Annotated in this window: 28 protein-coding genes; 6 read left to right on the forward strand and 22 right to left on the reverse strand. The window is 40.8% G+C overall.

Annotated elements, in window-relative coordinates; translation table 11 throughout:
• Nucleotides 1–102: 102 nt before the first annotated feature.
• The 11 genes from H6G77_RS32160 to H6G77_RS32210 all read right to left on the reverse strand — a co-directional run bounded on the left by H6G77_RS32160 (nucleotide 103) and on the right by H6G77_RS32210 (nucleotide 9,675).
• On the reverse strand, nucleotides 103–612 hold the full coding sequence (locus H6G77_RS32160) for a hypothetical protein (protein ID WP_190873771.1): 510 nt from the start codon (nucleotides 610–612) through the stop codon (nucleotides 103–105).
• On the reverse strand, nucleotides 609–2,147 hold the full coding sequence (locus tag H6G77_RS32165; RefSeq protein WP_190594949.1) for a TrbI/VirB10 family protein: 1,539 nt from the start codon (nucleotides 2,145–2,147) through the stop codon (nucleotides 609–611). The genes H6G77_RS32160 and H6G77_RS32165 overlap by 4 nt, the downstream gene beginning before the upstream one ends.
• Complete coding sequence (locus tag H6G77_RS32170; protein ID WP_190594950.1) at nucleotides 2,144–2,866, reverse strand: hypothetical protein; 723 nt, start codon at nucleotides 2,864–2,866, stop codon at nucleotides 2,144–2,146. The genes H6G77_RS32165 and H6G77_RS32170 overlap by 4 nt, the downstream gene beginning before the upstream one ends.
• Before the next feature lie 98 nt (nucleotides 2,867–2,964).
• The gene (locus tag H6G77_RS32175; RefSeq protein WP_190594951.1) at nucleotides 2,965–3,327 is read right to left on the reverse strand and encodes a four helix bundle protein; all 363 of its coding nucleotides are present in this window, start codon (nucleotides 3,325–3,327) and stop codon (nucleotides 2,965–2,967) included.
• A gap of 104 nt (nucleotides 3,328–3,431) precedes the next feature.
• Nucleotides 3,432–4,502 carry a hypothetical protein gene (locus tag H6G77_RS32180; RefSeq protein WP_190594952.1) on the reverse strand — a complete coding sequence of 357 codons (1,071 nt, stop codon included), beginning with the start codon at nucleotides 4,500–4,502 and terminating at the stop codon, nucleotides 3,432–3,434.
• A 60-nt stretch (nucleotides 4,503–4,562) separates the two neighbouring features.
• Nucleotides 4,563–5,360, reverse strand: coding sequence for a hypothetical protein (locus tag H6G77_RS36045; RefSeq protein ID WP_242048731.1), 798 nt, complete (start codon nucleotides 5,358–5,360; stop codon nucleotides 4,563–4,565).
• On the reverse strand, nucleotides 5,320–5,865 hold the full coding sequence (locus H6G77_RS32190; RefSeq protein ID WP_190594953.1) for a hypothetical protein: 546 nt from the start codon (nucleotides 5,863–5,865) through the stop codon (nucleotides 5,320–5,322). Before H6G77_RS32190 ends, H6G77_RS36045 begins: the two co-directional genes overlap by 41 nt.
• Nucleotides 5,862–8,603 carry a helicase HerA domain-containing protein gene (locus H6G77_RS32195; RefSeq protein WP_190594954.1) on the reverse strand — a complete coding sequence of 914 codons (2,742 nt, stop codon included), beginning with the start codon at nucleotides 8,601–8,603 and terminating at the stop codon, nucleotides 5,862–5,864. Before H6G77_RS32195 ends, H6G77_RS32190 begins: the two co-directional genes overlap by 4 nt.
• The gene (locus H6G77_RS32200) at nucleotides 8,594–8,920 is read right to left on the reverse strand and encodes a hypothetical protein (RefSeq protein ID WP_190594955.1); all 327 of its coding nucleotides are present in this window, start codon (nucleotides 8,918–8,920) and stop codon (nucleotides 8,594–8,596) included. The genes H6G77_RS32195 and H6G77_RS32200 overlap by 10 nt, the downstream gene beginning before the upstream one ends.
• A 29-nt stretch (nucleotides 8,921–8,949) precedes the next feature.
• Nucleotides 8,950–9,363: a hypothetical protein gene (locus H6G77_RS32205; protein ID WP_199331726.1), complete on the reverse strand. Its 414-nt coding sequence runs from the start codon at nucleotides 9,361–9,363 to the stop codon at nucleotides 8,950–8,952.
• A gap of 48 nt (nucleotides 9,364–9,411) precedes the next feature.
• A complete protein-coding gene (locus H6G77_RS32210; protein ID WP_199331727.1) occupies nucleotides 9,412–9,675 on the reverse strand; it encodes a hypothetical protein in 264 nt (87 codons plus the stop codon).
• A 555-nt stretch (nucleotides 9,676–10,230) separates the two neighbouring features.
• Between H6G77_RS32210 and H6G77_RS32215 the strand changes: the two genes are divergently transcribed.
• The 3 genes from H6G77_RS32215 to H6G77_RS32225 all read left to right on the forward strand — a co-directional run bounded on the left by H6G77_RS32215 (nucleotide 10,231) and on the right by H6G77_RS32225 (nucleotide 11,900).
• Entirely contained in the window at nucleotides 10,231–10,641 is a 411-nt protein-coding gene (locus H6G77_RS32215; RefSeq protein WP_190594956.1) for a hypothetical protein, read from the forward strand.
• Nucleotides 10,642–10,740: 99 nt separating this feature from the next.
• Nucleotides 10,741–11,184, forward strand: a complete 444-nt coding sequence (locus tag H6G77_RS32220; RefSeq protein WP_190677433.1) for a hypothetical protein — start codon at nucleotides 10,741–10,743, stop codon at nucleotides 11,182–11,184.
• 86 nt (nucleotides 11,185–11,270) lie between these two features.
• Nucleotides 11,271–11,900, forward strand: coding sequence for a hypothetical protein (locus H6G77_RS32225; protein ID WP_190677431.1), 630 nt, complete (start codon nucleotides 11,271–11,273; stop codon nucleotides 11,898–11,900).
• On the opposite strand, the gene H6G77_RS32230 is transcribed toward H6G77_RS32225, so the two are convergent.
• The 7 genes from H6G77_RS32230 to H6G77_RS32260 form a co-directional block, all read right to left on the reverse strand.
• Nucleotides 11,897–12,571: a hypothetical protein gene (locus H6G77_RS32230; protein ID WP_190873772.1), complete on the reverse strand. Its 675-nt coding sequence runs from the start codon at nucleotides 12,569–12,571 to the stop codon at nucleotides 11,897–11,899. The two genes, H6G77_RS32225 and H6G77_RS32230, sit on opposite strands and share 4 nt — an antisense overlap.
• Complete coding sequence (locus H6G77_RS32235) at nucleotides 12,568–13,035, reverse strand: hypothetical protein (RefSeq protein WP_190873773.1); 468 nt, start codon at nucleotides 13,033–13,035, stop codon at nucleotides 12,568–12,570. Before H6G77_RS32235 ends, H6G77_RS32230 begins: the two co-directional genes overlap by 4 nt.
• A gap of 11 nt (nucleotides 13,036–13,046) precedes the next feature.
• Nucleotides 13,047–13,661, reverse strand: a complete 615-nt coding sequence (locus H6G77_RS32240) for a hypothetical protein (RefSeq protein ID WP_190595327.1) — start codon at nucleotides 13,659–13,661, stop codon at nucleotides 13,047–13,049.
• Between the two features lie 55 nt (nucleotides 13,662–13,716).
• A complete protein-coding gene (locus H6G77_RS32245; RefSeq protein ID WP_190595328.1) occupies nucleotides 13,717–14,751 on the reverse strand; it encodes a site-specific integrase in 1,035 nt (344 codons plus the stop codon).
• Nucleotides 14,752–14,812: 61 nt separating this feature from the next.
• Complete coding sequence (locus tag H6G77_RS32250) at nucleotides 14,813–15,226, reverse strand: HNH endonuclease (protein ID WP_190873774.1); 414 nt, start codon at nucleotides 15,224–15,226, stop codon at nucleotides 14,813–14,815.
• A gap of 9 nt (nucleotides 15,227–15,235) precedes the next feature.
• On the reverse strand, nucleotides 15,236–15,610 hold the full coding sequence (locus tag H6G77_RS32255; protein WP_190595330.1) for a hypothetical protein: 375 nt from the start codon (nucleotides 15,608–15,610) through the stop codon (nucleotides 15,236–15,238).
• 307 nt (nucleotides 15,611–15,917) lie between these two features.
• The gene (locus tag H6G77_RS32260) at nucleotides 15,918–17,444 is read right to left on the reverse strand and encodes a VWA domain-containing protein (protein WP_199331729.1); all 1,527 of its coding nucleotides are present in this window, start codon (nucleotides 17,442–17,444) and stop codon (nucleotides 15,918–15,920) included.
• Nucleotides 17,445–17,520: 76 nt separating this feature from the next.
• Between H6G77_RS32260 and H6G77_RS32265 the strand changes: the two genes are divergently transcribed.
• Nucleotides 17,521–17,871 carry a four helix bundle protein gene (locus H6G77_RS32265; RefSeq protein WP_190873775.1) on the forward strand — a complete coding sequence of 117 codons (351 nt, stop codon included), beginning with the start codon at nucleotides 17,521–17,523 and terminating at the stop codon, nucleotides 17,869–17,871.
• A gap of 42 nt (nucleotides 17,872–17,913) precedes the next feature.
• On the opposite strand, the gene H6G77_RS32270 is transcribed toward H6G77_RS32265, so the two are convergent.
• Together H6G77_RS32270 and H6G77_RS32275 are read right to left on the reverse strand one after the other, a co-directional pair.
• On the reverse strand, nucleotides 17,914–19,125 hold the full coding sequence (locus tag H6G77_RS32270; protein WP_190873776.1) for an AAA family ATPase: 1,212 nt from the start codon (nucleotides 19,123–19,125) through the stop codon (nucleotides 17,914–17,916).
• Nucleotides 19,126–19,162: 37 nt separating this feature from the next.
• A complete protein-coding gene (locus H6G77_RS32275; RefSeq protein WP_190873777.1) occupies nucleotides 19,163–20,587 on the reverse strand; it encodes a hypothetical protein in 1,425 nt (474 codons plus the stop codon).
• 377 nt (nucleotides 20,588–20,964) lie between these two features.
• Between H6G77_RS32275 and H6G77_RS32280 the strand changes: the two genes are divergently transcribed.
• Nucleotides 20,965–21,891, forward strand: a complete 927-nt coding sequence (locus H6G77_RS32280; RefSeq protein WP_190873778.1) for a tyrosine-type recombinase/integrase — start codon at nucleotides 20,965–20,967, stop codon at nucleotides 21,889–21,891.
• Nucleotides 21,892–21,927: 36 nt separating this feature from the next.
• Nucleotides 21,928–22,590, forward strand: a complete 663-nt coding sequence (locus H6G77_RS32285) for a tyrosine-type recombinase/integrase (RefSeq protein ID WP_190594721.1) — start codon at nucleotides 21,928–21,930, stop codon at nucleotides 22,588–22,590.
• A gap of 112 nt (nucleotides 22,591–22,702) precedes the next feature.
• Here H6G77_RS32285 and H6G77_RS32290 read toward each other — a convergent pair whose 3' ends face one another.
• Nucleotides 22,703–26,245 (reverse strand): plasmid replication protein, CyRepA1 family, encoded by a 3,543-nt coding sequence (locus H6G77_RS32290; RefSeq protein WP_190873779.1) that lies wholly within the window; start codon nucleotides 26,243–26,245, stop codon nucleotides 22,703–22,705.
• A complete protein-coding gene (locus H6G77_RS32295; protein ID WP_190594723.1) occupies nucleotides 26,245–26,799 on the reverse strand; it encodes a hypothetical protein in 555 nt (184 codons plus the stop codon). Before H6G77_RS32295 ends, H6G77_RS32290 begins: the two co-directional genes overlap by 1 nt.
• Nucleotides 26,800–26,978 lie beyond the last annotated feature (179 nt).

A 26,978-nucleotide genomic window follows, 5' to 3' on the forward strand; every position in this document is an offset into this window, starting at 1 on the left:
TGAAATGCCTGAGCCTATTTTATTAAGTCAGATTTTTGCCAAGCTTACTTCTTTAGGACGTATTCATCCCGTTTCTACAGGTGTTGAACCCTCGTAAATTGGCTACGGTATTGCTACAGGTAAGGGCTTTTCTGAGTCAGGTTTGATAATTAAACTGGTGTATTGTGGTTGACCAGTTGCCGGAATTAGCTTGAATTGATATTGCTTTTGTCCATCATTACCCGTTGTGAGGATAGTAATTTGGGTGTTCCCATCCTGGCTGGATGTTAAATGCGGAAAATTAATTGGCTGTATCTGTCTTAAAAATAAAACTGTTGCTCCTCCATCACAGTCTTGATTAGTCTCTTTAGGACATAAATTGCCATTAGAAGTAAAACTAATTCGGCTGGGATCTCCAATCCATACTTGCTTAATAATTTCACCTGTAGGGATAAAATTAATAGTTACTCCATACCCTTTCCAGATTCGCAACTCTACACCATTTGACTGAATACTTTGGGCATCTTGTGAGTAGATTGTTCTTACGGGAATTGCTAATACTTGTCCAGGATTAATCAGAATTATAGATAAAGAAATTGGCAAGTATCTCCCAACTTTAACAAGATATTTCATAAATTAATCGTTTGATTTACAAATACTTGTACTTCTTTTCCTGCATCAATTACAAAGACTTTATCTTCCGATTCTAGTTGCTGCGTCTGCCGTTGATTATTTAATTGAATATTCCTTACTACTTCGCTTAATGTTCCTTGGGCAAATCCAGCTACCAAATCTTTATTGTCATTAGTGATTACACTTGATGAAAAACCATCATAATTAGTAGTGATTTGGCTAGTAGGTCGATTCTGAAGTTCAGCAGCCTTGGTAACTCCCGCTAAAACAGATGCGAAAATAGTTCTTCCTAAATCACTACCTCTATGTAATTCGGCTTTTAATGATTTACCATTTTTAGATAATATCAGGATTGTTCCTTCAGGAATTAGTTTTTCTTCTGGCTCACCATTTTTGTTAACTAATGCTGAAACTGCTTGTAATTGAATATACTCAGAATTTTTATTTCCCAATATTTGAGCCACAATATAAGAATTTTTGGGTAATATTTCACTCCCTGTAGATGATTTTAATGGCTGCGATAATTTAATTAAATAATTTTGATTTACTTGATTTTCATGATTACGACTCCAAACAATGGGAGTTTCTAATTTTCCTTCTGTGTGAGTACCTACTAAAACACGCTCTTGACCATCATTAATATTTTCTAGGCTAGAATCTTGAGCCTGTTTATCTACTTTCCTTGATGCCATACTAGGTTTTGAGGATGATGTGGGTTTACCAATCCCACCTTCTATTCCTTCTGCACTTTCTAAATCATTAACTGTTGCTGGCAATGTAGTTGTAGTATTTGCACCAAAACTACCAACATTAGCTACAGCCAACCATTGCTGCATAGGATCTACTTTATGCAGGGATGTTGCCGGAACAGTTTTTACTAATGGCTTTGCTTCCGGCTGGGGTTGAGGTCGATAAACTGGTGATGAGCGTTGAACTACTGGAGGTGTATAATTTCTGCGCTCAGGATTTTGAACAATTATTCTTCGTGTTGGTGTGGATGCAACTGTTACTGGTTTGGGTAAGGGAGTAGCAGTAATTTTTATGTCTGGTTTAGCTTTGAGATTCCGCATTTTTTCCATTGCCATACTTTGCCTCGTCAAAGCCAAGGCCGCTTTATCTGTTCCTGATTCATCCTTGACTGTTGCTGCTACTTCTTCAGTTTTTTCTGGCGCTTCGATTTTCTTTGTAGTGGACAATTTCAGCGCGTTCATCGACCCACTAATTACACCACCTATTAGTGCTACGAAAAGCAGTGTTATCCCACTAATTACCGCAACTTTTATCAAGGGATTTTGCGAAGTTGGGCGAGTTGTAGTAACTTCTTCTGGTTCTGGAACTTCGGTTTCATTTACTGCTTCATCAGTCTCAAAAGTAATATTTACCCCATTCATAGCGGCAAAGTCTTGTTTATCTTCTGTGGAATCTTCTACTGTTAAATTATCTTGGATTTTTTCTTCAATAAACTCTTCATTTTTTGACCTTAAACAATCTTCTATTTCTATTGTTGAATCATCTTTTATTTCTGTTATTATCATTTTTCCCCTAGTTCAAAATCTTGAATTTTATAAATTTCTAATCCGGCTTTACGAGCTTGATATGCTATTTTTTGGATATTAGAATATTGTTTAGGTAATCTAGGCGTATCTATTGCTTTTACAAAAATAGTTTTATTAAATGTTATGGGTTCACCAATAACATTACCACCTTTAAAAATAATTAATTCCGCAATCAAATCTATAGTCCATCCTCGACTTTCTTTTAGCTTTCTAGGTTCACCCAGAAAGCTAACTTTGAGGATAGATTGCGTTGAACCTTGAAAAACATCTGGTGGTGTTAGTTTACCCAGTTGCTCAAGAAATGGAGCGCGAAAATCTTCGGATAATGCAAACCCTGTCGCCCAAGTCTTTGTGGTGATTCTGCCTTGTCCTGCTTGTACTCCAGTGTCAAGTTTTAACTTCTCTAAAGGCGATTCCAACTCATTTTGAGGGACAGTATTCCAACTCAATAAACCTGTCATTGTTTGTCCTACAAAATGTGTAATAGCTTGTGAGGATCTCTCGCTACTACTTATGGAAGATACTCTAATAGACTCTCCATCACTTAATTCTACTAATGTTGGGGCTTTGGAGTTAGCTATTCTCCATAAACCAAAAAAGTTTACTAACTCTATCAGTAGTAATAATGTTAGTACAATGGCATTCCCCATTAAAAATATTGGTGTCAAATTTAGTTCTTTTTTTTCTAGTAATCGCATTATCTTTTAGAAATGAGAGGGAACAGGGAACAGGAAACAGGGAATAGGGAATAGGGAATAGGGAGTTCTTAACAGAACATGGAGTATGCAAATTAAATTCATGATTGTATCTTTTTAATAAGAGCAATAATCATTCGACTTTCTTCTTGAAGTAAAAAAATAATCGATTCTATATCTTTTTGCTGAGATAATTCTACTCTCTGGGATAAAATAAGATGCGTTTCTAATTCATTAGTTGACCCTTGAGCAATATTTAGAAATCTGACATACTCAGGGGTTGTTCTTCTTCCATACCCCTCTGCTATGTTAGCTGGAATAGATACCGCAGACCTTCTAATTTGTTGCACCATGCCATATAACTCGTCTTTAGGAAAATTTTTAGTCAAAAAATAACATTTTTCGGCTATATCCATGCCTTTTTGCCAAATTTTTAAGTCTTTAAAATCATTAATTTCTGACATTTAAAAGCCTCTTATTTTACTCTTTTGTTAAGAGTTCCCTGTGATGCACTCTCGCTTGTCGAAGTGTTCCCTGTTCCCTGTTCCCTGTTCCCTCAATGCGTGCATTATCTTCTTGCCAATAAAGATACAGAGAAATTTAGTCCGTTCGTAAAAGCCGTGAATACTGACATCCCTCCACCTATTCCTATTGCTACAGCAAGCAAGGGTGAAAAAACAGCTTGTACTAGTTGTGTCAATAAAGGATTAGTTGACGGCACGTTCACAATTGAACTGGCAACTATGCCAACAATAATTGAATTTGATACTAGCACCAAAGTTAATCCCAACCATCCTGCTAACCAAGCATAAATAGGTTTAGCACCAACAGGCAACAAAGAAAGAACTAGGAATATAGGTGCTACATGAGCTACTAATAAAAAAGATAGCTGAACAATATACGCAAAACCTAGTGATAATCCCGACAAGATAACAAAAACCACACCTTGTATAGCATTGTTTACTATTTCTCCAGTAGCATCAAGAGGATTCCATCTGACAGAACCAGCACTTCCATTTAATCCTCTTTGTTGTCTGATTTTTATAGCTTGTTCTTCAGCCTTCTTAGTTTCTCTGTCAATACATTCTTGACGTGGATTTGTTGTGTTCTGTTGAGCATCAATTTTTGATGTTGGTAATGTGTCGCATGAGGCAATTTTTGTTTGCGCTGCTAGAACAAAACTTTGGTCTGCATTAACAATACGTATAGCGTTTCTCAGAGTAACCCCATTTTTGGTTATCGACAGAATCTTGCTATTCAGGTGTATTGTCGTGTTGTTTAGTCCTACCGCCAGTGTAGTCGTCATCGCCCCATTGTTGGAAAGCATCAAAATTACTAGTAGAGGGAAGACCATTTCACTAACAACATTAGTCGAAAACCCTTCATCGCTAATTTGTCTATACCAACCTAGTGACCAAAATGCGACCAAAACTACAGCAATTAACATCGAAACAGCCACGATTGCTAAATAAACTGGGCTTTGCCCTGCTGCAAAATCTACCCAATCTTGCTTGAACGCATTGAGAGCTAACCTTGCACCATCTTCAGCCCCTTTAACAACGTCTCCAGAAATTGTCACTCCTGTATTTTGTCCAGGTTGTTGTCCGCTCGATTGAGCCAATACAAAAGGTATAAACAAGTTGCTTTGCTCCAATTCAAAATTATTAGGGAATTTTCCATTTTGAAGGCAAAAAAATGATTATTCTCGCCAAAAAACATCTAAAGCAGCCAGATTACTAATAATTGCTCTGCGAGTAGCGGCTGATTCTGCCTGTTTTTTCTTCTCCTCTTCACTCATTTGTCCAGATATATCAGCCAGATTCATATTTGTACTTGCCAGGAGTTGTGTTTGTCTTTGGGATTCGCCATGAGTCGCTCTTGCAAGCATGGCAACTTGCAAGTTTTGAATAGCCATTTTTTTGAGAATATCTTGAGTCACAACATCATTCTGAACAGTTTCTGCTTGTTCTAAAGAATCCGTTACAGCAGTATTACTAATTTCTGCTTCTCCAGCTTGATTTTTCTGTCCATCAATCCCCAAAACTGCTTGGGATTGTGCGCGAGTGTATGCTTGATGCACTTCCCTCTCTGCATTTTCTCCTTGAACTTCTGGCGGAGTATTAATTAAATCTGTATCTTCTTGAGCCGAAACAGCGTCATTAACATCATCTCCTGTTTTATATGGGTCTTTGTTACCATCTTTGATTGCTTTATCGATGGCTTTTCCTATTTCTTTATTAATACTTCCCCACTTGATGCTGAATTTTTTAAAGTCAATATCAATGTATTTCCTTGCTGTTGTTAAATACTCTTGTCCTTTTATGTATAAATCTAAAGTCTTTTCCAGAAATGTTTCTTCACGTTTTTTTACTGGATTCGGTACATCATCAGATTCAACAGTATCGACTACAACGGCATTAGGATCTGATGTTTGGGCTTTTACTGGAAGATTGAGACTAATTAAGAAGATTTGGGAGACTAAGAGGATCTTCAGCATCGGCTGCTTGATAGGTCTCATATAAATCCTTCAAAAGTACTCTAAATGGTGTTTTTGAACAATAAGAAGAAACTAAAGCTTCTTTTTTCACAGTGTCTATAGATATGGCTGTTACATCTAATGGTGGTGGTGCAAACTCACCAACAGAAGATAGAGTTTTGAAAAATGGACTATCATAATTATCCACATTAGGAGGGATTAAATAATCCGGTTTTGTTTTGATAATTACATAACCTGCATCCTTTCTGAATTCAGATGTTATCCCTGGCTGATTTAGCTTTGGATTGGCTACATTTTCATATTTCAAACGCCTCAGACTATAACTGAAATAAACAGAAGTTTTCCCATGAGCTAAACCAACTTGGCATTCTGTTTCTCTTTCAGCAATAAACTTCTGATATTTCTCTTGGTTATATTTCCAAACTTGAAAACTCCCTATAGATACAACTCCTGCTAATATTGCTAATAAGATTTTGTTTTGAATAAGTGTGGATAGACTTTTCATAGTGGCTTACCCTGCTTAATGCAATCGACATAATACTTAGAAAATTCTGCTACCCATTCAAACTTATTTTTGTAACGTTCTTTAAACAGATCGCGTGTCGCTTGTTCTTCCCTGCTATTGGCGACTAAAGCCAGCAAAGGATAGGACGGATAATAGCGACATCTGATGTATTTGTTGTTGTAATCTAGTAGCCATAATGTGTATAGCTGTTGAACGTTAGGAGTAAATGTTTCGTTTTTGTCGATGATTTCTCTGGGAATACCCAACAAATCCGAAAAACTACCAGATGCCCCTGGAACGATTCGCCCAATCAGTCTCAGTGGCATATTTTGTAATATCTGCTCTCCGGCTTCTGACTTGGCAATAGAGATTACATCCTGGGCTGCAAGGATAATTCTGCATCCTGATTTCCGTGCCGTCGCACATTTACGCCCTACTAGTCGAGATAACGCCGGAAAACGTAGGAGTACACTGGCTTCGTCCATGAAAAACACGCTGTTGGGCGAAGATAAGGATTGGCGAGAAGCTGCGATGTAAGCCGACATCCCAAACACCTCTGCATCTTTACCTGATTGCAAGTTAGTCAAAGCAAAGGTGATCAGCTTGCTGTCAGTTTCAAAAGTTGAAGGTTTACAAATTGCATCTCCAATGGAACTAGCCCGCCAATACTGGAACCGTAGCCGAATATAGTTTAGGGCTTTATCTACATTCTCATCCTCATACCCCAAATCAATATGGTCTGTAGAGAAAAACTGCTCCAGATCAACTAGAGTCGCGGTGTTCGCCCAAGCTTCAGACCCTAAACCTCCTTGCTTTGCCGACTCAAAGCGTTGTTGAATATCAGGGTCATCGTAAAATGCCTTTGTCCCCAGTGGAATTAACGATTCAATTGTTTGAGCCAGAAAACCATCAAACTGTTGTGAACCTAAAACTAGCTGTAAAACTATTAAGTTGACATCATTGCGGTGTGCTTTAACTCTATCTTCCCTTTGTTCCAACGGGATTTTCGATAAATCTAATGGTTGAACAAGATTGTTCGACTGCTTAGAAATATCAAAGTAGAAACCATTGTAGTAGGGCGTGAAATCTCCAAACGTTCCTGAGCCGTCGTCGTTAGGCAGGTCAATCATTAGTATTGACATCCCCATTGCCAAACACTCAGCAATAATTGAGGATACCAGAACTGATTTACCAGAACCAGTTGTCCCAATTACCATCATGTTTTTAGTTCGGGACAAATCAATGCTCACGGGTGAATGTCCCTCATCGGCAATTAGTTCAAATCCTTGCTGATCTGCACCAGATGTTTGCACCGCCGGCGTTAAACCAATTACCTCACTGGCAAAAAATGATGTTCTCCTGTTATATGGACTTGTTAGTTGTGGTCTTTGCCTCAACAGCAAGGTTTCTACCCAAATCAGCCATGTATATTGCATCTCACGGCTTAATTCCGCCGGTTGGTTCACATAACCTGAAATCAACCTGCAAGCATCGTCTATTTCTTCTGGTGTATCCCGGTAAACCAATACTATGAGTGCGACATTTTCTGGCACATCACCTGTATATAATTGCTTTTGAGCATTTACTGACCATTCAGTATTAATCTGTGATGCTACGTCGATGGTTTTTTTACTGGCACTCATCTGGGCATTTCGAGATCGTCTTGTGATTAGCTGCTGGGTTAACCTAACTATTTTCTGGTCAGCTGGGCTAATCTCTGTAATTATCTCGATATCATAAATAACATCCCTGGCGAATATATTCCACAGAAATCGCACTTGCGCCGTTGTCGAGACAAACGCCTCTGGTTTTTGTGTGAGCGTTAACACTCCCACATATTTCTGACCCTTTTTTGGCGTGGAAATACATACCCATTTGCGATCTGCAAATGGAATCCCATTATTTAACAACACGGATGTTATGTGAGCCGCATCTATATATTGCCTTGGTGATGGCAAAGACTCATGGAATTCTTCTGCCAGCATTCCATCACTAAAAACCAAAGTATGGGGAACTTTTACTGGTTTTGCTCCTACCTGAAATGATAAATCCTGCCACAATTCCTTTTCAGATTTCGGCGTTGGATTTAAACCCATTTCGGACAAAATTTGTTGATGTCGGAGGGAGACATTTATCGCTTTCTCCAGAACTTGCATCAAGCTTTTCCTTGTCAGTTCTGTCGCTCCTGTCGGTGTAAATCTTCTTTGGAGAAAATTCGATAAGTTGACTATTGCTCTATCAACTGCATCCCCCGCTTCTGTTCCCCCTGGTTTTACGGTGAATGTTGCGTAAACATTTAGAGTTATATTTTTTCGCTTTTTCTGTCTTGTTAATTGTTGGAGCCGCGATACACTCCCCCAATCTAAAAACTCACTTTCATCATTTACTGGATTACTTAAACGATGGCGAAAATGTTCTATTACTTCTTCCTCATTACAGAATGAACTCCAGCGAAATGTATAGCGTTCCCCTTGAGCGAATTCTTTGCAACCATTCTCGAAGGCTTGAGCGATCTGTTCTACTTTTTCATCTGAATTAAATAATGGGTGAATGCCCCTACAGCTATAACCAAATACTAGCTGCAAAGTATTGTTAGTCTCTCCTACTTGCTTTTTACTTAACAAATAAGCCCCTATTGTATATCCTCCTTTCTTCAATCTCACCAAGGTTGTCAGGTCTAGCAAGTCTTCAAAAGGATTTAGTTTTTGGCTTTTAGTTTTACTTTTTTTTAATGCCATACACCAACTTTTTTTGTCCCGGCTTTTCTTTTTTCTATTGGGGAAGAATATCTTATATACCCTCTTGTCCAAAATGGCACATTCGGAAAAATTCTCGACCAAAATAAATATGGTCTTTTCCCCGATAGAATTATGGCTGTCACAGCGAACCAAATGCCAACTAGAATGCTCCATATCATTCCCGCACCTAGTGGAAATGCTAAGAAAAATCCTAATCCAAATGACAACATAGAAATTGCAAATTGGAATCCCGTAAAAATTCCGATTTGGGCATTCTTTCCTAATGATTGATTGACCTGCTTGATTTCTTTTTTCATCTAAACCTCCCAGGAGAATTTTCGCTTACTTACGTACAAGCTGGTGTCAAATTTGCAAACAAAATATTTTGCGCGATGAACAATACCAATGTTACGAAAAAAATTCCAATCGGCTGTTGTACTATTTGCGTTATTTCTTGCCCGTCTCCTAATGCGTTCACTACTTTTACACCAGAAGCAACAAAGTAGATGAAAAGAATCACTGTGATTGTGGCATTTATCACTGCTGGAAGCGCACTTATAGCTGCATTAGCAGTCCCAGAAGATGTTCCCCCAAACATACACGTTAAGGCTATCTGTGCTGGGTCAAACAATCCGAATGCCTGGGCTGGTATTGCTTGTAATACCAGAATCAAAGCTGTGCCAACTGCATAAATATGATGCTGGTATTTCCGCCCTAATCTACCTAAAGCTTTTACCAAATTTTGAGTATTAGATGTCAAGCTAATTTCTCCTTTTATCCAGATTTTGACCTTTTTTAGATTCAGGATTTAAGATTTGTTATTCAATTTTGAATTTTGACTTGATTCTCTTTTTGATGCCCTTTTTTTGAATTCTTCCTCTATCTCAGCCAAAGTATGTTCTCTGGCCAACGCCCGAATTTCTTGAAGTACCGGAATATGGTATTCACGCAATTTCGCATATCCATTGATTCCACCCGTTTTGGGATGAGTGAACCTCTCAAAACTTGGCTCGTATTTGCGAGCAATATTGATGTATTCCAGCAGTTGCCTAGCGGTAACTGCTGGAACCATTCTAGAAGCAACTTGCGGTCTTGTTAGTTCTTTTTCGATAGGACAAACCTCCCGCTTCCATCTGTTCCGCGAATCTCTTAGAGTTTATTGCATATAGAAATACCCGCTTTTTAGTTAGCGGGAAAGGGGCATTTGCCATGAACTAAAATTATTTATAAGTCAGAAGCAACTATTTTCTTCCCTTGACTTGACCATTTCTCATCTAGAAGACTACAAGCCACAAGAACCACATTTTGAGGGTTGCGATGTTTTTTTCCATCCCTACACCAGCAGCGAACTGTGTAATCACTTTCGTATCCGAGAACAGAAGCAAGTTGCTGATAGCTTAGTCCCCATTTTTTCTTAAACTCTATTGGGTGCATAGTATTTATTTAGATACTTGCATGATTTATTTAATATTTATAGCATAATTTGTCATTACAATATTATTTTCAGCAGTTAAAAGATATTTATTTTAATAGTTTTTTATCCTAATTATTTATAGAATAATATTGACTATTCCATAGCAAATGTTCTTGATTTATAATCTAAATAATCCATTTTTATTAATCAAATATGTCTAATATAGATTCTCACTTTTTTCAACCTTCTCCCCCCCAACATCGAACTGTTGAAGAAGACGAAAATCTGGAATTATTAGCTAATCGTCTCAATCCCACTGCGGAACAAATTACTGAATGGCTACAGTCTCCACAAATTAGGCAATGGCTTAATCAGCAAATGATGGGGATTCCCGGTAATCTTAAATTAGAAGCCGTTAACATTTTGATCAACAAAATTATTCAAGTTTCAGATAAAGATCATCGAGTCGAATTCGCTAATGCAAATGCAGCTATTGGTGTTGATGTTTTACGCTGGAATTTGTGGGCTTTTTACCGCTTGCCTTATGCTCGTGGGTATCAAGCTCCAGATTGTGGTTATACGTTGAAGCTGCATTTGGAGCAAAAAGCTGCTTCTCAAAACTAAGCTTGATAGCGATCACTTTCGACCCCCAAGCGATCGCTCCATAATAGCTTATTAAGTACATTTGTACTGATTAGTAACATTATATTTTATAATACAACCATGCTATCGCAAGCCAGAGTAGAGGAAATTTGTCTTGGACAAGTTATTCGCCTGTCACCAGGCGAAATCCAAGATTTTCAAATCACGCCAGAACAACTTCGCCAATTACTTGATGAAGGGTTAGTTCATCCCCAGTCTTCTTACAACAATCGACCCACAATTGAGGGTTTTATGCGGTTTTATGAGGCAATCGAACCGTTTGTTCGCCAAGATTCAGATATTCAAGTTGTATTTCGTGGGCATTTAAGTAGAAGCTTAGGAATCAATGAATGTTCTAATATTCAACTTGTAATCGAATCATTCGAGATTAAAAATCAAAGTGGCTGTAACATTGATCAAGCAATTTTAATTTTGCCAATTGTCTCCCAGTTTATTACTCAGCCAGGGAGAACTGCTGATGAATTTAAACTCATGAACAATCTCTTCACTGCATGGTGGGATTAATATATATCAATTACTTCAAGGCTTTTAATTACCAAAAATTAATTTTTAAAAAAATTAGAACTGGGTAAATAATATTTAAGTAATATATGCTAATTAATAAAATTATTTTCCGTTTGAATAGTTTCTGCTTATTATTAATTCTCGCCTTTATTATTTATAATAAAATATTTGATATATCAGTTGGAGGATTGTTCTTACCTCCTGCCGCACCACCATATTTTGGTGCAGGATTGTTTACACTTGGATTTCAAATACTGTGTTCGATACCACCTATAATTTGTGCTTTTAGTTTTACCTTACTAAAAACTCTTAAACCTAATAATATATCTAATCAATTTTTGCTTTACTCCGCAATTTTAACAGCAGGTTATTTATTGAATGAAATTTATCGACTCCATATAATTTTTTTGCAATTTGGCATTCCCAAGCTAGTAACTATTTTTTGCTACGCGATTATTTCTAGCTTGTATGGGTTAGCTTTTAGACGACAAATCAAATCCACACCTTATATTATTCTTATTGCTAGTTTAGTTTTATTATTTATTGCTATTACAGTAGATTCACTCCATTTTGAGGGTGATGGAACTCATAGCTTATTAGAAGGTATTCCTAAATTTTTGAGTGGGCTGAATGTCGCGCTTTATTTTTGGTTTGTCTGCTATCGAGAAGTACTACACTCCTTGCAGTCTGCTAAAAGTGACAACTCTTACCGCTAACTGCAAGCAGTGTGCGTTACTACCCAAACATTTTCACTTTCATAAAAGTCCCCTCGTTGCTCTAATCTAAAATCACCCAGCAACAATCCCAACCATACCTCTACCATCGGCATTTTCAATTTCTGTTGTAGTAAAGTCAGTGTTATTTCACTTTTAGTCTGTTCCAAATACACCGCGATCGCCCTAGTCCATTTTTGGACATCCTCATCCCCTGCCAACCGATGAACATCCTCTACAGTCTGAATTTCTAGCATTGTCAAGACATTTTGTTTCTCGACCGGAGCCGCTACTGAATCAATGCTAGTCGTAGGATAAGTGAAATGGTGTGGCCCATGCGGTCTAAAGCTCTGCTCTGGTGGTTCTTCGATTAAGTCATCCAAATCCAGCTGCATCGTTGTCCGAACTAGCCCAGCAAAGATATCTGTGCTAATCACTGGCCCCTCAGTATCGTTTTGAGCATTTACATCCTCCAACAAAATTTCTGCGCGAGTCAGGAGAATATCTGCTATTTGATTAAAAGCTATAGCGGCGGTTGATAACTGTTCTTCTGTTGATAAATTTTCTAGTTCGGTATCTAAACATTGCCATACCGGAACAAGTGTTGCAGTGGGTGGAGCAACTGAAATCTCTTCTAAAATATCCCAGATAGTTAACTGACGATAGGTAGTCATTGTTCTGGATGCAGGGGGCAAGGCCGCACTGGACAGTGAGCGGGGCTAATTTCAAACATATCCTTATATTGATACAACGAAATACCATATTGTTTAGCAAATGCTTGCAACACCTGATCTGTATAAGCGCGGATCTTACCCGCCGTCAGTCCAAAACAGTGAATCGGCTCTAGACGACAGATTGGCTTTTGCCCCAACCATAACTCTGCACCCAAGGCGTGCAAGGGCTTATCCCCTGTTTCTTTGTACAAGTACAACACAGCAAAATATGTTGCGGGTGGCTCAACGGCGATCGCTTCAATTTGCCCAGAATCATCTTTGTTGCGGTTGCGGTAGAAGGAACGGCGATTGTGACAAACCTTTGGATTCCAGCAGCCATCACCTTCTGTCCCATGCAATACTCTCGCCTTAGCTGTCGGTAACTTGGCACATAATTGGCATTTGGGGTCAAGTGGCTTGGGCATCTGTTTGTCCTTTACTCACTTAATATCCCAACCAAAATTTCTATTAATTCTGGTAATTCTTCCGGTACTCTATATAACTTCAAATCTTCTGTTATCTGTTTTTCTTGACGATTATATCTAGCAAAACGCCAATCTTCCCCAGTGGTTACTGCACCATATATAATCGGTTTATCTAAATTTATCCACTCAGACAAAGCTATCAATTCTACTGCTAATTGTGTAAATCCTCTGCTTAAATCAGCTTGTTTTGCCTCTATCACTAACAAGCCTTTACCTTTATCAATGTAATAATCTAGGTTGCCTTTGAGTTGATCACTAACATTGATTGCATACTCAATATTCAACTGGGTTTGCGCTATTTCACATACTTCCAGCAGTATTGGTGCAATAATTGCTTGTTTACGTGCATCTTCACTTAGTAACTTGACTCGCCGAAGATTGCGTTCAATTAGCTGCTGCAATTGCTGGGTTTCTTTACTTAAAGATTCTGTTCTGGGTAATTGTAAGCGTTCACGCTCATAAGTACAACCTAGTTCAATCAGTATGTCTTCTGGAGAGAATGGTAATTCAAAATACTTACTAAATGTATAACTTTGTCCTGGTTGAATAATTCGTGGGCGACTCATAATTTAAAATTTTGATTTCCTCAAAATCTCCAGTTAGTTTCTATTTCATTTTTGCTTAGGACTCCTTTTCTGGCTCCTCACCTATCGCTCGATAGTAAGCCGCTATTGCCGCTTCTTGTTCCGAGCGAAGTGTGTACCGTCTAAATGCCTTCTCACTAGTATGTCCTGTCAACTTCCTTGCATGGCTTGGATCTATGCCCAACATTAACAAGTCAGTAGCGTAAGTGTGTCGAAACGAATGCGGGTGTAGTTCTTCAATGCCTGCAAGCTCACCTATTTTCTCCACCGCAAAGTAAATTCCGTGATAACTCAAGCGTTCACCTTTATATGACGCATGGTGCGAAATCATCAGTGGGGTGAGGCTGTTTAATTCTTCTCCAAGTTCTTCACGCGAAAGCAAATACTCAGTTAATACTTCTCGGCTTTCCTTTCGCAATGGCACTAGGCGCGGTTCATTGGTTTTGGTATCGGGTAAGAACAGTAGCTTGCCATCGAATGACCCAACATTTAACTCGACAATTTCCCCAGCGCGGAGTCCGTGGCTCAGAATGTGGACAAGCGCGGTGTCCCGTTGCTTTGTTTCTCCCAGTAATTCTAACGCTGACCATACCCTCTCCATCTGTTCTGCTGTTAAACTTTGGGCTGGTGGTAGGGGAATTTTTTCTAGTTTCACTCCTAGCGTTGGATTTGCCGCCATGATGTCAGGATATGTGCAACACATCCATTTGAAAAAGCTTTTGAGTGCTGAAATCCCGGCATTGATACTACTTTTTGAAAGCGGTTTACCTGTATCAGTCTGTACTTCGTCTCGCAGATATTCTTTATATAATGCTAAGTGACGTGGGCGTAGCTCATGATAAGACAACTGCGTCCATCCCAAAAACCGCTTCAGTTCCCGTTCGTACAACTTGCGACTATTCACGGATAGATTGTTGCTCCGTAAAAATTCCAGTACTTTTACAAAGCGAATATCGGTTGGTGTAGCTATTTTTATCAGCCTATTTTTTCTTACTCGTTCTTCTCTATTATCAGTTTTATCTTTAAGAGGGATGAGGTTGATTGGTGGTAAAGAATCTCTACTATAATTCATTCTTATATCCTCAGTAATTTAAATTAAATTATTTTACTAATAATATTACTTAAAATTTTGTTTACGGATATTTTTGTTGGCTCATTAACACTTGTCGTTGAAGTAATCGATTAGGAATATTAAACTGAAGCAACCTAGTACTCGCTTTTCCAATCTGAGTTTTTCCCTCAATTCTTGCACCTTCAAAATAGAAATGTTCATCCCATTTTTGGCGACGCGGGTTAAACAATGGAACAATTTCTCCTGTTTCTGCATCGATAGTCGCAAAATCAGAACCCTTATGTCGATTACACGATAGGCATGAAAGTGCTAAGTTCTCGCTACTAGTTTCACCACCATGTTTAATAGCGATAATATGATCTACTTCATGAGTATAAATCGAATAGCTCGAATGAATTAAACAATATTCACAACGTCCTGAAGCTCTATTTATGACCAGCTTTCTCAGTTCTGTAGAAATTGAATTAGAAGACATTTTATTTAATTAATTTGCTGTCGCTCGCGCCTTAAGTAAAATCATCAGATGTTCTAATTGTTCGTAAACGTCTAATTCTGCTATTTCTATTGAATTAAGTGAACCAGAGCGGTTTTTTTCTAGTAATGCTTGCAACCGTTTTTCTGCTTGCTCCGATACTTTAAAAGCAATAATTTCTTCTGGTGTTGGACGCTTCAGCAAAAAATCTAGTACTTCTTGATAAACTTCTGGGATATTTATCGTTTCTGCTCTAACAGATGGTTGTTGTGTTGTTTCCCCTGGCTCAGTATCCAACAATCGCCAAAGCAATTCAGGCAAGCGACTTTGCAACGGTTCTAAACGTTGAGCTAGTTCATCCGGTATTTGAATGGTTAGTTGTGCCACGCTTGAAACCATTAACTAAGCTGTTCGCTCATAATTATGCTTTAAGTTACATTGTAATACAAGACTACAACACAAAATAAGATACCATTATCTTTTGTCCGATATAAAATACGATTAATATCACAGCGATGAGTTACTTGCTCCCATTCGAGAAGCCTAAGTAATCGTCAAAGGCGATCCTGATGTCAGAGGGGGAGTGGGGGAGTGGGGGTAGACAAGGTTGTTGAAACATCGTGTCCCCCTGCCCCCCTGCTCCCCTGCACAGGCTTTGAAAAGTGTGGTGAGAAATCCGGGAAGAGCGGGCGGCTCAAATTAGAAATAATTCTTCTATTTGATTAGAAGCTTCAAAACTTAAATCTTTAATTACCCAAATGCGATCGCTGAATTTTGTCAGATTTTTTTCACTATGGTTTCCAATTAGAATGGAGAAAATATTTGTTTGTAGGTGTTGTTTGTTAGATTTAAGTTTTTCTACAACGTCTTGACTCATATCACACAAGGCATCTGTAATCAGAACAATATCGGCTTTGTGCAAGCTCTGATCATTGTCTATGTATTTAATAGCTTCAAATAGGGCTGGTTCCCAATTTGTACCCCCACCACTGTAAAAACTCAGCATCGAGTCTAGGAATTTCCGGTAATCATGATGTTTTGGTGGAAAATCATCTGTCCGGCGAACCCTGGTATCAAAATGGATGACACGGAAGTGGCGGTTATCCTTGTGAGCAATTTGCAACAGAACTGCTGTTACTGCTTTGGCCCAAGTATCAGGGTGTCCCGCCATTGAGCCAGAAGAATCCAGGCACACAATTAATGGCCCTTTTGACTTTTTCTCCTTGCCTACAATCTTGTACTGAAGTAGAGAATGTTCATAGTACCCTTTGGCAAATAAAGGAAAGAGTTCCGGTTGTGTGAGTTTCTGAAGTTCCAAAGGCAGGAGTCGAGCTAAATTATTTCCCAGTTCAATACTGCTGAGTTCGCCAAAAGCATCTTCCGTTTTGGTACGGCGCTTTTTATCTGCAATATCCTTCAAGGAACCTGACAGCTTTGCAATCAGCTTGAGTTTTTCATTGGTCGCAATTCTACTAGCAAGCTCCATCTTTTCAACAGAGGAAACCGTTTGTTCTGTTCCTTCTTCTATGCCCCAGTTTAAACCAATCATTTCCAACCATTGGGTGAGTTCTGATAATTTCTCCTCAGTTTCTGCTACAGCCACTCTTATCGTTTGCCTGATTTCTGAAGAGTCCAAGCCTTGAGCATAATACTCGGCATCTTGCACTGCTGACTGACCCAACAACCGAAGTGTTGCCAGCATTTCATCTGTATCATCCTCAACTGAGCGAATTAGTTCCCCCAGTGCTTTTTTCTCCTGTTTGTTCAAAGTAGACATCTGCTTGAGAATTTTTGCTGGAGATTGGGAGGAATTTTTAAGTTGCTTAATGAAGTCCCTTAATTTCTGTGGATCTTGTAACTTATACCCCGGTTGAGGCAATCGGTCTAACACTGTTTTGCAGAATTCCATTGTCGCTACTCCGGCGGCCAGTTGATTGCCCTGGCACTGCCGTACCAGATTCTCAAATCCGATTATTTCTGAGAATTCATTATGCAGTTTTTCTGCCCAAGCACTCTCTGGAGGTGATGGATCTAGTTTTTCCGGTGCAGGTTCGTAGTACAGCCGATGAAATATTTCAACTGTAAAACTGGCAAACCCTGGCAGTCGCTCACCCTGAGAAAACAATTCATCAGTATGAAAAGTAATCGCAAACTCCCTCCAGAAAAGCCGGGAGAGACTGCTGACTTCATAAACAAACGGTGGAAACTCTTCAGGAATCATAAGGAGAGGCAGGAGGCAGGAGGGAAGAAAAAACAGTGTTACCATCAAAATACTCCAAACTTCCTACTTCAAACACATGAGTTACAGAGAACAATTCATTTGGAAACAAGGTATCACATTAGCTATAAATTGCTATAAACTAACAGAGCAGTTTCCCAAAACAGAGCTTTATGGATTAACTAGTCAAATAAGACGTTCTTCGGTTTCTGTACCCAGCAATATAGCTGAAGGATATGGACGCAGAACCAAGAATGAATACATCCAATTTTTGCACATTGCGTTAGGCTCTTTAAGAGAATTGGATACACAATTGATTATTGCAAAAGAAGTGAAATTAGCTAGTCCTGAATTATTTGAACCTGTCTTACATCACGTTGATAGAGTTCAGGGAATGCTGGTTTCTAGTATCCAAAAAATAAAAGATTAATTTCTTCCCTCCTGCCTCCTGCCTCCTGCCCCCTGCCTCCAATTACGAGTAAACTTTCTCTTTGTACTTGGCGACCTCTAACATCAAATCTTCCCTGATGTCCGTCAGTATTCGCTTTGCCCTACGGACATTTTTACCTTGATTCTGGGACAATAATTTCTCAATTTGACGAGAGACATCCTCTAAATGCTTTGCAGCATTATGGGCGGTGTCAATGAGTTTTTTCTCCGTGTCGTTACGAGGACGGAGATCGTATTCTTTAGCAGCAAGTTGTACTTTTTTGACTTCTTCTTTTGCTGCGTCATACCAATTTACTGCCTGTTGATTGACATCAGGAATTACCTGATTCAAAATCTGTGCTATTTTTTGCCGTTCAAGAGGTTCTTTTTTCCATACACAGTCGGGTAATAACTCGTGGAACGACTCTATATATACTTCAGCATCGCCCTGAACGTAGGCGTGTGCTTGCAAAAGCTTCACCAAATGCTGAAGTTTGCGATCGCTGATATCGAAACCTTCTCGTAAGAGTGCAGACTGACACTGAAGTAGGGATTCTACAATAGAGTCAGGAAAAAGTACTGTTTGCACTTGTGCTTGTAAGTGGCTAATTTCCTCTAAAGTCAGCCGAGTAGAAACAGCAAGTTTGACATTGTTTCTGGCACGATTGATGAGTTCCCGACGGGAAGCGGTTTTTCTCACGTAAGAAACCCAAGGACGATACACGAAACGGTCAACGAATGCCCGGAGTTCTTCGTCTTCGGGTACATCGTTGGCTGCTCCACATAGAAATAGCAGTGGTACTGGTTGCGGATCTGGATTCTCGAAAACCCGCTCGTTGATCAGTCGCAGAAGAGCATTCAATGTGGTTGCATTACAACGGAATATTTCATCTAAAAAAGCAATATGGGCTTCTGGCAGGCGGTTTTTGGTGTTACGGATGAGTGAGTCCTGCTGCTGCAAGGCAACTAGAGACGGCTGCCCCAACAGTTCCTCCGGTGGTTGAGCGCGTTGCAGTAAGCGATCAAAAAAGTTAGCTCCTTCAATAGCACTGCACAATTCTTGAAGCATCCAAGATTTGGCACACCCTGGCGGCCCAAATAACACTGCATTGCCATTGGTCAAAAGTACTGCCAATACACCATCGATCACGGTGTTCCGTTCTAAAAAGATTTTGTTCAATTCCTGACGCAGTTGCCCAAGCCGTTCTTCAGCTGAAGCAGTTTTATCGGTTTTTACAGGGGAAGTTTTTGTCATTTTCGTATTCCAACTAGAATATGAAATTTATTTTTGATTAAAATCCAGCATCTAAATCATAAGGAGTCGTTGTTTTTCTGTTTGTAAAGCTATTTGTTAACTCTTTTTCTTCACTGTCTTCATCCTTTTCCGAAAAATTATTAATATCTTCTTTCAAATTTTCGGTTGGCCTTTCCTCAAGACCTATTTGTTTGCGGACAGCGTTTTCTGCTTCAACCCACTTCTGTTTCAATGATTTAGAGCGAATGCGTAACAAAGCATCCATAGCCGCCAGCTTGCCTTTGAGCTTGTGAAACTCTTCTGGCGACGGAGAAACAGCCAAAGTTTCTAGTTGTTTTAGCAGTTCAGTATAATCAGCATCAAAGGCTAAAGCTTTTGTCAGTTGAGCAATGCCAGCACTACTTGATTCAAGCTTTACCCGCTCTTTGAGCATCGTTCTGAAGTCGTCCATCAGAACTTGAATCTCTTGTAAGTTCTGTTTGTCGTTTTGAAATAAGTGTTGAATTTGTGCCGTTTTTTGTACTATTGGCTCAAGACTCTGATCGTACTGCGTCAATGTTTCCAAGCGTTGCTGCAAGGTCTGCCACTTTTGGATTGTGCGAAGAGTAACATCTTCACTACTGCAAGTCATACTTGACAAAAGTTCTGCTAATTTTCCATAAGCTTCATCTCGGCTTCTGGTCTGGGCATCGTAAAGGGTAGAAAGTAGAGTTTGTTCGAGGGTTTCTTGTGAACGACGTATAAGTGCTAGTTTCGACTGTTCTATTTTTAATGCTTGTTCTGCTAGGAGCTGCTGGGCTTGTGTAACTTGTGCCTGGGCATCCTCAATTAAGGAAGGAATCTTGATTGGCCCTTCCACCACCACCTGTAAGCACTGTTCTACATCTTCTTGAGTGGGATAAGCATCAGCATAGTAAGTTAGTGCCGCTTCGATCTCTTTTGGCTCTAAATGAGTTTTTGTTAGTATCTGATGCGCCCAAGATAAGAAGGCTGTAAACTCATCTTCATGAGCAGCTACTATTTCTTGTCGCAATTGATGTGCTTCTTGCTGCATTAGATCGATTGCTTCGAGGGCATCTGGTAACGCGGCTTCGTGAACGAGGCGAAAGGGTTCGTTCAACACTGTATAACGGTTATAAATCATCTTCTGCCGTGCCTGAAGTTTGTGAGCGGCATCTTTTAATCTTTGCGAAGTGTTAGCGCGATACCCACCCTTAGCTTGATCTTCTAACATCTGCATGACTTCAGCGTTAATGCCTAAGTGCAATCCTGACAAACGCAATGTCTGTACACCTACTCTCACTGTTAATCTCAGTAAATAAATTGGCTCAGATTTGAGCTTGTTCCATTGGATTTGTTTTTTTGTCAACTTCTCACTGCTTGCTCCCGCTTGTTTTTGGTTAGTGCGCCTTTGGGCGACTAGCTTTGAGATTAAATTAATTGGGGGATTTTGATTATTCATATTCTAATTAGAACATGGTTTTCATACTCTAACTAGAATATTAAATTTTATCATGCCACTAGAAAGCGATCGCCCCACCCTTACTGATAAACCTAATCCATTTGGTTTTTAAATAAAATTTCTCTACCTAGAACTAAAAGCTTTTTTGCCCGGATTTCTCACCACACCTTTCAAAGAGGGGGGCAGGGGGACAGGGGGACACGATGTTTCAACAACCTTGTCTACCCCCACTCTCCCTCTGCCCCATCAAACGCCTGAAGCTTGTGAGAAATGCGGGTTTTGGTGGCTATCCCTGCTTATATAACTGTTATAACTGTGGATTACTTATCAAAATATAACTGTGCGGAATATAATTTTCTAGAAGATTTAGATCCGCAATGTCTACCAACTCTTTTACTTCATTGGTTTTGACGAGTACGCCACCTTTGACCCAAAACCCGGCAATTGTTTATCTCTCGACGCTCAGTCCGGGATCGAAACCGACAATGAAGCACTCGCTCAACCTGATTGCTCAATTGCTCACAGATCATCAAGCTGACCATCTGACTTTGAATTGGTCAGAATTACGCTACAAACACACCCTAGCTCTCCGCACCGCACTCATCCAAAAGTACTCCCCAGCAACCGTTAACCGAATACTATGCGCCTTAAGGGGCGTTTTGAAGTCATCTCTAAACTCCGGGCTGATTACCCCGATTGATTATGCCCGTGCTGTTGACATCCAGAGTGTCAAAGTGCCAAAAGAATTAAGCGGAAGGGTGCTTAGTCAAGATGAGCTTGATGCTTTAATGCAGACTTGCTTTAGCGATCTCACCCCAGCAGGTTTTAGAGACGCTGCACTCATCGCTTTCCTTCGCGGTGCTGGTCTGCGACGGAGTGAAGTGGTTGGTCTGGAGCTAAAAGATTTGGCACATTCTGGAGACATCAAACTCCACTCCAGTCACCCAAGAGTTGATCGGATTGTTTATTTATCTCCAAGCGCGATCGCTATCGTTAATGATTGGATTGAAATCCGAACTCGCACACCCGGCCCCCTGCTATGTCAAGTTAACAAGTCTGGGCGTGTAGTTCACAAACGGCTCACACCCCAGGCAGTGTTATTCATTTTACACAAGCGGGGTGAACAAGCTGGTATCAAACCATTCTCGCCTCACGATCTCCGGCATACGTTCATTTGGGATTTGTTAAATGCTGGTGTGGATGTTGTAACTGTACAGCGTTTAGCTGGTCTTTCTAACCCTGCTCTCACTGCACGCTATAACCTTCGCACAGAGGATCGCTCTTGTCCCCCTAGACTGGGATAATCAGAAAACAACGGGGGTGGTAATTAAAGAGGCAAGTTGAAGATTGATCGGCACGGCAGAGCCAAAATCCTCACACCAGAAGAAATTCAACTTCTGTTCTCGCAGGGAGTAGACTCACTACGAGACAAAGCGTTATTTGCCGTGATGCTTTACACCGCTTGTCGAGCTTCGGAAGCAGTGACCCTGCTCAAGCGCGATGTGTATGACTCCAGAGGAAAAGTCAGAAATAAAATCACTTTTCGCAAAGGGAATACAAAAAATAAACTGGCTACCCGCGCCATACCTGTAATTCAAGAGTTGCGAATCAGGCTACAAGCATATCAACCGCGAGATGATTCACTGTGGCTATTTCCGGGAAATCCAGACCACTCCAGAGCGGGTAGCCACCTGCACCGAGATTCGGCACTGTGGATAGTGAGAGTAGCTTGTCAACGAACAGGAATTGAGGGCGTAAGCTCACATAGTTTTCGTCGCACAGCACTCACAACCATGAGTAATGCCGGAATTCCCTTAAGAGTAATTCAGGAAATTTCTGGACATCGCACCTTGGATGAGCTTTACAAGTATTTGGAGGTAAAAGAAGAACAAATATTAGGAGCGGTATCATCGTTATCACTGCTTGCCCCGGTTGAAGAAAACGACTTCGAGAAAACTGGGAAAGTCGAAGTGGTCAAAAAATCGGATCAGCAAAGGCATTAACCTCATTTTATTCAAAAAATAAATTTGCAAGGGGAAACAGTACAGTCAACGTAATATTGCTGAGAAAAAAGGTAATAAATTGTAATAGTAAGCCGTCAGCTTTGATAATAATTCAGCCCCCCTCCACTGGCAGCACCGCCTCAGAAAGCCAGTCATAAAACTGTGGAAATGCAAGAGCTAGAGCCTGCAATTCATCCGGTGCGATCTCATCCAATTCCAGCACCACTTCCCATCGCCAATCAGTCGTCCACCGCTTGAGAATTCCTTTGATAGCATCAAATCCTAGAGCAATACCAGAGCGAAGCATTTCTACACAATGAAGTAGGGCGGTGCGATCGCATTCAGAGGCAGGGGCGCAGGGGTGATGGGGCGCAGGGGTGAAAGATTCTTGCCCTTCTGCCCCCCTGCACCGAAGCCCCCCTACTTCTTTAGAAGCTGTAGTATCTACCCCCTCAACAAGGGAGTTTCCTATACCAATTGTCAGGGGGGTGGATACGGAGGGTGAACTCAGGTCTAACCCTTGCAAGGGCTGGGTTTGGATGTAATCAGCCCGTTGTTTCTGACGGTGAGCGATAACTTGTAATGCAAAATTTAGTTCTGATTTAGACAGAAAGAACAATTTTACTTGTTGTCCACGTTTTCCTTGTTTACGAAAATCTAAACTTAGCCCTAACTGCGCGACTAAAGTAGCCAACAGCCAAATCGGTTGACAATCAGGCGGGACAGTAAAACCCAAAATTGCTTTGATGTGAGCAGCGCATTCTTTTGCGATGTGGGTCATAAGTAATAGTTGTTCGTCGGCGGCAGTAATTTCTTCACCAGCTACTAACCTTTTGAGAATGTCGTGCAATCCTAAGTTGAATCTGGCCAGCCACTTGGCAGAGTAATTCCCCCAATCTGTACAGAAAGGTAATTTATTTCGCTCGGATAAATCTTTGGCACTGACAAATTCTGGGGGTGCGGGGTATTGTTGGTTAGTCCGAGAATCAACGATTGTCTCTTGGGATGAAGATAAGATGGCCTCTAAAGATGCGATCGCACTAATTAATTTACCGCCGTTATCTTTTTCCACCAGAGATTCGGTGACTTCCATACCGTAAGAGTCCCAAATCCGAAACTTCTCACACTCATTCATCTCTTCAGGCGAAAGATAATCCTTACTTTGCCGTGCGCGGTACTCACTTCTTGATATGGTATTGGCTTTGGCGACAGACTGATGATGAGCAGCATCTAGAGCGTCAGCCGCATATTTTAAGGATTCCCAAGCCTCAACATCAAGATGATCTCCGGTTGGGACAATAGTATTGCCCATATCGGACAACAGCGATCTCAGATCAGCCCGAAGATTGTTAATTGATTGGTGACGAGAAGCTTGAATTTGACAGTAAGCGTCTAATGCCCAATCTTTCTCAACCCCCCGCTTGCCTGTTTCACGGTCGATTTTGATTAAGAAAGCAGTGATTTCATTAGTTTGAAGTATCCTTTCTTTGATTTTGGTAGGATTGGTTTCTTTGTAACCGAAGGGTGGAATAGGAGCTACCCACACATGAATTGGCACTTTGGGACGATAACGCCACAGCTGTTGAGCGCATTCGGTGGCAGTTTGGCTCACGGCATGAAACACACCGAATACTAAATCAAAATGATATTGTGAGATGTCAACACCAGTACCCAGACTAGGCGAAGTTAGAAGTACATCTATATTCTTGACAGCGTTGGTAATGTCTTTGATAAATGCTACGTTTTCTTCAGAACCACTATTATCTGAATGAATCGACCAAATTCTCAATGGTGTAGTTTGGTTCGTGTGTGGGTGAGAAGGCGCAGATGATGGTTCAATACGTACAGTGAACATCCGTTCCAGTTTTTTGATGAACCGCTTTGAGTCAGACACCACCATGAGTTTTTGACTCATCATGATTGCCGCCGAGATTTGCGCCACCAACGCGGAAGAATCCATCCCCTCATACCAATAGATGGTGCGCTCTCCATTCTTCCATTCATTTTTGATAATGTATGGTTGCTCCCCAACGGGTCGCATGGACAGGAAAAAGTCGATGGTGATGTCGTCCATGTGAGCGTCAGCGATGACAACTAAAGGCGCATTGTAAACAATATGTTCTAATACGGACAATATCAGGGCGCGGTGTTCCTTACAAGTATTACTATGCAGTAGGTGTGTCAGGTATTGGCAAGTTTCGTCAATGAAAATGCAGCCATAAGCTAGGGCTTGGGTGTTTAACTTATATAAACTGTCGATGGTGATGCTCAATGCCTGTGCAGTAGCCATGCCAGCATAACCAAGGTCAGAATACATCAAGGTTTTCAAACGCTCTGCCAAGTTTTTCAGCAGATTCACCCGATGCCCGTTGTTGAGAAATCGTTGATCTGGGTGAGCATCTCGCCACCAACGCATTAACTCGGTTTTACCTGTTCCCATATCAGAAATCAGTACCACTAACCCAGTGAGTGGGAAGACAATACTTTTGGGTTGTTTATTCTGTCTCAATTTTTTGAGTTTGTAGCGAATTTTTCCGCGATGACCTGGGGGGATTTCCTCTGGTGGTGAGGGCTTTGGAAAATCCATTGCTTCCGGTTGTTGTTCTGTTCGTGAGACACATACTGTATGCGCTGGTGGGTTAGTTGCGGCTTTATCCTGAACTGCAACTGCTTGGGTCAAATATTTTGTATTGATCAGCGCATCTGGTCTATACTTTCTCAGTCCCCGGTGCTTGATGAGGAACGATTGCTGGTAATCCTTCAATGAGTGAGCATCATCTATAATTGCCGTCAGTAGTGCGTTAGCATCCTCACCTCTAGCAACCACAAAATCATCAACGCCTTTCTCCGGCCCTGACAGTAGTGCAACTTCGCAAACACAGCCAACAGCCTCAATCGCTTTACCAGTCCTTACAGTTGCTTGGTAGACCGACCAACGAGTTTTCAGTTTCGTCTCGTAGTCAAACAGGATCTGGAATTTCCGCCCAGGTTGTGCCAGTGGTAGTAGATCCGGATGCAGCCTTTCATCGAAATCCTTTTTACCTACTCGTCCGTTCCAAATCCCTGGCAGTGCGATCGCCACAAACCCCAAACTTAGCAAACAGGCCGCCTTCTTCTCGCCCTCGCAGAGAATAATCGGGATTTCTGGATGAGAGATTACCCATTCCCAGAACCGGAGCAAGTTGTACCTATCTTGTAAGCGTCGGGCTAACGGTGAATCATAGCGTTTAATGTTGTACCGCCGCGCTACCCGCTTCCAAATACAATCGGCAATATCAAAATAAGTGACACGGTTGGGGACTTTTGGGGGCGACTCATACTTAACCGACTTACCTTTAAGCCAATCAATGCGAGGGTTTGTCGGCTTGATGCGCCCCCACTCCATTGGTTTCCAGTCGTTGTACGGGTCAAGTGAAGCAATCCACATTCCCCCTGCCATTAAATGCAGATATAACTTCAACAGCCCATCCGTCACTCGCCCAGCGTTTTTTCTGGGGAGTGTAGGGGAGATGAATAGATAATCGTAAACTGTTTCTCCCTCAATATGGAAGAAGTTGCGCTCAATTAGTGCCGGATGAATGGCACTTCCCACCGTCAGTTCATGATACTCCGCTGCGGTGAGATTGTTGGGATATTCAATTGGGGATTGGCTCATTAAATGTAGCCCCCAATCCCAGCAAGAGAGAGTGAACTTGGCTTGACGGCATTGGAGTTGGGCTTGGCTATGGAGAAATTTGTTTGTGAGTTCTGCCTCCAGCACTCTTGCACAGTAGCACCCCTGTTGTACTGCTTCTGTTGAGTAAACAAGATGTGGGTACTGAACATTTCCCCAGTTTCTATGACTGTGCCAAACACAAAATCTTGCCAGGGTGCAACTAATAGCAACACTTCTGCAACAGGATCTAAATCTGGCAGGGTACTGGCTAGATGATTCTGTTTAATCAATATCTGCCGATAGTCATTTGTGTTCTCGGCAGCCAGCGCAACTGCTTCCTTGCACAGGTGCATACTATTTTCTTGATGCCAGAACCAATCCACTCTTTGTAATACTGTGGTTCTGGCTAAAACATTTTTAAACCGCGTTTCTAAAAACGAACTTATCAGTATTTCTTTCCATTGCCCATTCTGGCTGTCTGCGTATGGTACAGTTACCACTCCTGACAGTCTCACCCTGATCCCCTCTTGTATTGGGCGATCGCAATTTTTCATGATAGATTCCCCTCACTGTTTCATTTACAAGGTTCAGAGGGGGGTTATCCAGAATTAAAACTCAGTCAGCCAGAATTACTAAAACTTTGATCGCTACTATATGTGCGATCGCACTTCGTGTGTCTATGTCCTAAATTTCAAGAAGTGATAGTCTTGCAATGAAAATAGACCCATGAGCA

Source organism: Aulosira sp. FACHB-615 (assembly GCF_014698045.1).
Taxonomy (GTDB): Bacteria; Cyanobacteriota; Cyanobacteriia; order Cyanobacteriales; family Nostocaceae; genus Nostoc_B.

Bases quoted from the DNA above. Each gene is read 5' to 3' on its own strand.
- H6G77_RS32175 (WP_190594951.1), bottom strand. From the start codon at position 3,327: ATGTCAGAAATTAATGATTTTAAAGACTTAAAAATTTGGCAAAAAGGC.
- H6G77_RS32265 (WP_190873775.1), top strand. From the start codon at position 17,521: ATGAGTTACAGAGAACAATTCATTTGGAAACAAGGTATCACATTAGCT.
- H6G77_RS32195 (WP_190594954.1), bottom strand. From the start codon at position 8,603: ATGGCATTAAAAAAAAGTAAAACTAAAAGCCAAAAACTAAATCCTTTT.
- H6G77_RS32190 (WP_190594953.1), bottom strand. From the start codon at position 5,865: ATGAAAAGTCTATCCACACTTATTCAAAACAAAATCTTATTAGCAATA.
- H6G77_RS32165 (WP_190594949.1), bottom strand. From the start codon at position 2,147: ATGATAATAACAGAAATAAAAGATGATTCAACAATAGAAATAGAAGAT.
- H6G77_RS32210 (WP_199331727.1), bottom strand. From the start codon at position 9,675: ATGGTTCCAGCAGTTACCGCTAGGCAACTGCTGGAATACATCAATATT.
- H6G77_RS32280 (WP_190873778.1), top strand. From the start codon at position 20,965: ATGTCTACCAACTCTTTTACTTCATTGGTTTTGACGAGTACGCCACCT.
- H6G77_RS32160 (WP_190873771.1), bottom strand. From the start codon at position 612: ATGAAATATCTTGTTAAAGTTGGGAGATACTTGCCAATTTCTTTATCT.
- H6G77_RS32250 (WP_190873774.1), bottom strand. From the start codon at position 15,226: ATGTCTTCTAATTCAATTTCTACAGAACTGAGAAAGCTGGTCATAAAT.
- H6G77_RS32230 (WP_190873772.1), bottom strand. From the start codon at position 12,571: ATGACTACCTATCGTCAGTTAACTATCTGGGATATTTTAGAAGAGATT.
- H6G77_RS36045 (WP_242048731.1), bottom strand. From the start codon at position 5,360: ATGCTGAAGATCCTCTTAGTCTCCCAAATCTTCTTAATTAGTCTCAAT.
- H6G77_RS32245 (WP_190595328.1), bottom strand. From the start codon at position 14,751: ATGAATTATAGTAGAGATTCTTTACCACCAATCAACCTCATCCCTCTT.
- H6G77_RS32240 (WP_190595327.1), bottom strand. From the start codon at position 13,661: ATGAGTCGCCCACGAATTATTCAACCAGGACAAAGTTATACATTTAGT.
- H6G77_RS32225 (WP_190677431.1), top strand. From the start codon at position 11,271: ATGCTAATTAATAAAATTATTTTCCGTTTGAATAGTTTCTGCTTATTA.
- H6G77_RS32220 (WP_190677433.1), top strand. From the start codon at position 10,741: ATGCTATCGCAAGCCAGAGTAGAGGAAATTTGTCTTGGACAAGTTATT.
- H6G77_RS32215 (WP_190594956.1), top strand. From the start codon at position 10,231: ATGTCTAATATAGATTCTCACTTTTTTCAACCTTCTCCCCCCCAACAT.
- H6G77_RS32290 (WP_190873779.1), bottom strand. From the start codon at position 26,245: ATGAGCCAATCCCCAATTGAATATCCCAACAATCTCACCGCAGCGGAG.
- H6G77_RS32295 (WP_190594723.1), bottom strand. From the start codon at position 26,799: ATGAAAAATTGCGATCGCCCAATACAAGAGGGGATCAGGGTGAGACTG.
- H6G77_RS32270 (WP_190873776.1), bottom strand. From the start codon at position 19,125: ATGACAAAAACTTCCCCTGTAAAAACCGATAAAACTGCTTCAGCTGAA.
- H6G77_RS32170 (WP_190594950.1), bottom strand. From the start codon at position 2,866: ATGCGATTACTAGAAAAAAAAGAACTAAATTTGACACCAATATTTTTA.
- H6G77_RS32275 (WP_190873777.1), bottom strand. From the start codon at position 20,587: ATGAATAATCAAAATCCCCCAATTAATTTAATCTCAAAGCTAGTCGCC.
- H6G77_RS32235 (WP_190873773.1), bottom strand. From the start codon at position 13,035: ATGCCCAAGCCACTTGACCCCAAATGCCAATTATGTGCCAAGTTACCG.
- H6G77_RS32260 (WP_199331729.1), bottom strand. From the start codon at position 17,444: ATGATTCCTGAAGAGTTTCCACCGTTTGTTTATGAAGTCAGCAGTCTC.
- H6G77_RS32200 (WP_190594955.1), bottom strand. From the start codon at position 8,920: ATGAAAAAAGAAATCAAGCAGGTCAATCAATCATTAGGAAAGAATGCC.